Consider the following 4,316-nt stretch of genomic DNA (forward strand, 5'->3'; position numbering starts at 1 on the left):
GACCTACGTGCGCCTCGGCGACCTCGCCGCTACGGGCGGGCGGCGCGCGGAGGCCGCTGGCGCCTACCGCGCTGCGATCGACGAGTACAACGCCGCATTGGGATCTGGTACCGGTATGGTCCGGGACCTGCGAGCCAAGCTGGTGGCGCTTGAGGGTCGGTAGTGACCTGCTGCCGTTCCGACCCGGAGCGTCTGCGCCCCGACGTGTGGACGTGCCAGGCTACGCCTTACGGCGCACGACGTAGCGGAGGACGACGACCCCGCAGTCGTACGCCTTCGTCTCCTCCAGGTCCAGCATGACCTGCCCCGCGCCGACGCCGAACAACGGGATGCCGGACCCGAAAACGACCGGGTTCAACTTCACCACCACGCGGTCGATGAGGCCCGCGCCCGCGAGCTGGCCGGCGAGCTCTCCGCCGCCGCACAGCCACACCGGAGCGTCAGCCGCCGCCATCAGGTCGCGGACGAACTCGACGGGGTCCTCGCGAACGATCTCGACAGCAGAGTCCGGGCTTTCAGCCATCGTTCGCGAGAAAACAACCTGCCGCATCGTCGGGTACGGACTCGTCTTCCCCTCTTTCAACCCAACGTCGTACGTTTTCCGCCCCATCAGGACGGTCCCAAAGGCGTCGAGGTCGGCGAGAAAATCGCCGACGACGGCCTCGTCCCAGGAGAACCCCTCGAACGAGCCGTCGTCGTGGGCGATGAAGCCGTCGAGCGTCGCGGCGACGTGGTAGGTGACGTGGTAGGTAAGGTCATGGTCATTCATAGCGGTAACAGGATTCGGGATCAGGATGGGTGCGAGTACGCCAGTTTATCCCGGGCGAACGACGACGCCATCCGGCCGAGCGAGAGGTCGCCGAAGACGGCCTGGCGGAAGGCGCCGCGTCCGAGGACGCCGCCGGGGCGCGTGACCTCCGCCAGCCGCAGCTTGTGTCGGCTCAGGTGGGTCCGTCCCCGCAGTACATCGCGGAACTCGGCCGGCATCCACTCGACCGCTTCCAGCGCGTGGTGCAGCGCCTGTACCGTGCCGTCGACGGCCTCAGCATCGGCTGGGTCTGTGGCCAGCACGTGGTCCGTGAGCCCGTCGGAAAGCGCCTGGAATCCCTCGAAGCCGCCGCCGACCAGACTGAGGCGGGCGAGGCCAGCCGTGTAGGCGTCCCGGTCCATGCCGGTCTGGAAGCGGAGAGCCAGGAGGCGCGAGAACTCGGCGTAGGCACCGAGCAACCACAGGACCGAGACCGGCTTCCAGAGACGGGCATCGTGCCACGAGGCCATTGACGCCGCTACGATCCGGTCGTTCGCGGCGAGAAACCGCGCCTGAGCCTCCGCCAATGTCTGCAACGCCGTCGCGGGAACGATGCCGAGTCGGCCGTCCGGCCGTCGCGTGGCCAGAAGCGCGTGCGCGAGCAGCGCCACGCCGTGGAGCGACGCGTAGAGCCCCTTCGAGAAGAGGGGGTCCACGAACCCGGCCGCCATCCCGACCAACGCCCACCGCTCGCCGACCGTCCGGGTCGGCCGGTGCTGGATCCGGCCGGTCCGTGTCCACGGCCGGACCGACTGGGCGCCGGCGAACACCTCGGTGAGTGCGGGGAAGCGGGACATGAAGGCTCGAAACTCCACTTCGGGCGCGAGATCAGACCGGTCGGGCCACACGCGCGGGTCGAGCACCAACCCAACGCTCGTGAGCGGGTTCGTCGACCGGCGGTGGTTGCCGAACGGGATCCGCCAGAGCCACCCTCCGGGGAATACGTCGTGGATCGTGCCCTCCTCCATCCGGAACGGCAAGCGGTGGGCCGTCCTGCCGCTCGGCGCCACGCCGACCATATGGGTGAAGAGGGCTCGGCTGTGCGTGCGCAGACCCGGATCGGGCGGTGCGAGTCCGAGTTGGCGGACGAGCACGGAGCGTGGTCCGGTGGCGTCGGCGACGAAGCGGGCGCGGACCTCTCCCGCTGAGGTTTCGATTCGGACGTGCTCCGCGTCTAGGTCCACGCGCTCTACGCGCGTCCGCTGCCGCACGTCGGCGCCGTAGCGGACGGCGGCGTGCACGAGAGCCGCGTCGGCGTCCTGGCGGAAGAGGTGGAGCTCGTGACCGTGGGGCTCGCGGGGGATCACGGCCTGCAACGTCTGGAGCGGATCGGACGAGTCGTGGCGACCGCCCTCGTCGTGCCGGACAAACCCGAAGTGGCGCTTGACGCCGTGGCTCGTCCCTGCACGGCAGAGGTAGGGCTCCGCCGAGAAGTAGGCCAGCTCAGGCACGTCGTAGAGCGCGGCGAGCGCGCGCAACATCTCCGACGTTTCTAGGATCATCGACTCGCCGATGGCGAACCGCGGGTGCGTCCCGGCCTCGATCAGGACGACCGACATCCCCTCCCGGGCCAGGATGGCTGCCAGCGCGGACCCGGCGAACCCGGAGCCGAGGACGGCGACGTCGAAGAGTCTAGATGACACAGTAGCTTATGTTGCCTGGGCAACAAAGTACGACACGATGCCCTCCAAATCAATCTGCGGTCACGGTGTCACTCACCGCATCGGTGATCGAGCCGAGGACGTCGGAGAACGTGCCGATCGCGTCTGGAGAGACGCCGGAGAACAGCTTCCCCCTTTCCTCAACGACGGCCCCGAGCAGGGTTTCCACTTGTGCCTGCCCCTCTGCCGTCAGCTTGAGGAGCATCCTGCGGCCGTCCTCGAGGTCTGGCGTGCGTGCTACAAGCCCGGCCGCGACGAGCCCTGTGACCTGGCGCGACACGTTGGGCCGGTCGTCAAGGACGGGATCGGTCAGCTCGGACTGGCTCCGGCCGCCGCGCTCGAACAGGCGGAACAGCAAGAACCACTGCTCGGGCGAGACGCCCGGCGCGGACGTGGCGAGGACGCGCGTGAGGTGTACTCGGAGGAGCCGCGCCAGCCGGTGGACGCGGTAGGCCAGGGCAACGTCGAGCGACGACACGTCGGCGATAGGGTCGGGGGAGTCAGGCATCGGCAGCGGGGGGACGGGTCTACGATAGCGCTCACGAGCGGCGGCCACTTGGCAGCCCCACCCTTCATCCCGCACGGCCATCGGGTTTGTGTGGCACGTCCGCTGCGTCGGTCGGCACCGTCACAGCCGGACCGTCAGGTGACGGCGTACGCGGGAGTGGTGGTCGAACTCGTCGGCCACGCTGTAGGCCAAGAGCAGGTGGACCGTCGTCCCTTGGCGCAGGTCGTGCGACCACTCATGGGCCGTAGCAGCGGGCAGGGTGAACGAGATCTCGGTGGTGCCGTCGCGCTCCGTCCCACTCGGCTGGCTCAAATCGGACACGCCGCCCACGTCCTCGATCGGCCGATGGTCTCCGGGCGCTACGACGGTGCGGTCCGACACAATCGCCTCACCGTTGACGAAGGCGCCCATCACCAGGCGTGTCCCGGTGAGCTCGGCGACCTCGTTGAAACCGATGGCTACCCAGCCGGTTGTCGGCGCCTGCACGTGACACCGAAGCTCGCCGCCAATGTGGGCCCACGAAAACGTGATGCCACCAGACGACACTGTGCCGATCGGGGTGGGCGGCGGACTGGCAGGTGTACACATTGAGATCCCCAGCAGCAGGATGGGGAGCAGAAGAACGCGGCAGACCATTGGATCGATTGGCGACGAAGGGAGTGGAAGCTCAAGGGACTGAATATACGTTGCCTAGGCAACGTATCAGTTTCCCTCCCTTCACAGACAGTTTTCACCGACTGGCAGGAGCGCCCAGTCACTGACGGACTGCGTTCCCACGCCCGTCCCATCCCCAAGAAAGAACCCCTGGTGTGGTCCCGTCTCTTCGCCGGTACCCGGAAGATGCTCCGCGTGGGCACCGCCAGCCCGGCAGACGGTTTGGGGTTGGGCGTCCGAGAGGTGGCCGTCGGTCACGAGGTACTCCGGGAGTGTCGGACGGTAGGCGCTGGGCGGTGCCGTGGCCGCCGCCATCGCGGCCGACTCAACGAGCCGCGTCGGGTGGGGACACGCGCCGGGGACATGGACGCTTGGGCGGTAGGCGTCGAGCACGCTTGCTGTGAGCGCGCCCTGGGTGTCCTCGACGGCGGTCTCGACCGCCAGAGGCCGCGCGTCCGCGAAGGGCCATGCAGGCACCGTCTGACGCACAGGCGCGACCGACGCCTTTGGACGCGGCGCCGACGTGCCCAGACGGGCTACGCGGGGTGCGAGGAAGGCGAAGAGATCGAGCTGTTCGACCTGAGTTGCTATCGCGGTCGTTGCGACGTGAGAAGCGGAAGGAGCCACGGGATTTTCGGGTGGCACGAAGTGCGGAGCCTTCCGGGCACTCCCCGGTGGGCTCCGG

5 protein-coding genes are annotated in these 4,316 nt (G+C 68.4%); all 5 read right to left on the reverse strand.

Annotation, left to right across the window (positions count from 1 at the left end; genetic code table 11):
• Positions 1-220: 220 nt before the first annotated feature.
• The 5 genes from WBA11_RS12320 to WBA11_RS12340 all read right to left on the reverse strand — a co-directional run bounded on the left by WBA11_RS12320 (position 221) and on the right by WBA11_RS12340 (position 4,108).
• Positions 221-769, reverse strand: a complete 549-nt coding sequence (locus WBA11_RS12320; RefSeq protein ID WP_424520975.1) for a dihydrofolate reductase family protein — start codon at positions 767-769, stop codon at positions 221-223.
• Between the two features lie 20 nt (positions 770-789).
• Positions 790-2,451 (reverse strand): NAD(P)/FAD-dependent oxidoreductase, encoded by a 1,662-nt coding sequence (locus WBA11_RS12325; protein WP_424520976.1) that lies wholly within the window; start codon positions 2,449-2,451, stop codon positions 790-792.
• Positions 2,452-2,500: 49 nt separating this feature from the next.
• A complete protein-coding gene (locus WBA11_RS12330; RefSeq protein WP_424520977.1) occupies positions 2,501-2,977 on the reverse strand; it encodes a MarR family winged helix-turn-helix transcriptional regulator in 477 nt (158 codons plus the stop codon).
• Between the two features lie 120 nt (positions 2,978-3,097).
• Positions 3,098-3,613: a DOMON domain-containing protein gene (locus WBA11_RS12335; protein WP_424520978.1), complete on the reverse strand. Its 516-nt coding sequence runs from the start codon at positions 3,611-3,613 to the stop codon at positions 3,098-3,100.
• 81 nt (positions 3,614-3,694) lie between these two features.
• Positions 3,695-4,108 carry a strawberry notch-like NTP hydrolase domain-containing protein gene (locus WBA11_RS12340; protein ID WP_424520979.1) on the reverse strand — a complete coding sequence of 138 codons (414 nt, stop codon included), beginning with the start codon at positions 4,106-4,108 and terminating at the stop codon, positions 3,695-3,697.
• Positions 4,109-4,316: the final 208 nt, after the last annotated feature.

Source organism: Rubrivirga sp., from assembly GCF_049648075.1.
In the GTDB taxonomy this organism is placed as follows: domain Bacteria; phylum Bacteroidota; class Rhodothermia; order Rhodothermales; family Rubricoccaceae; genus Rubrivirga.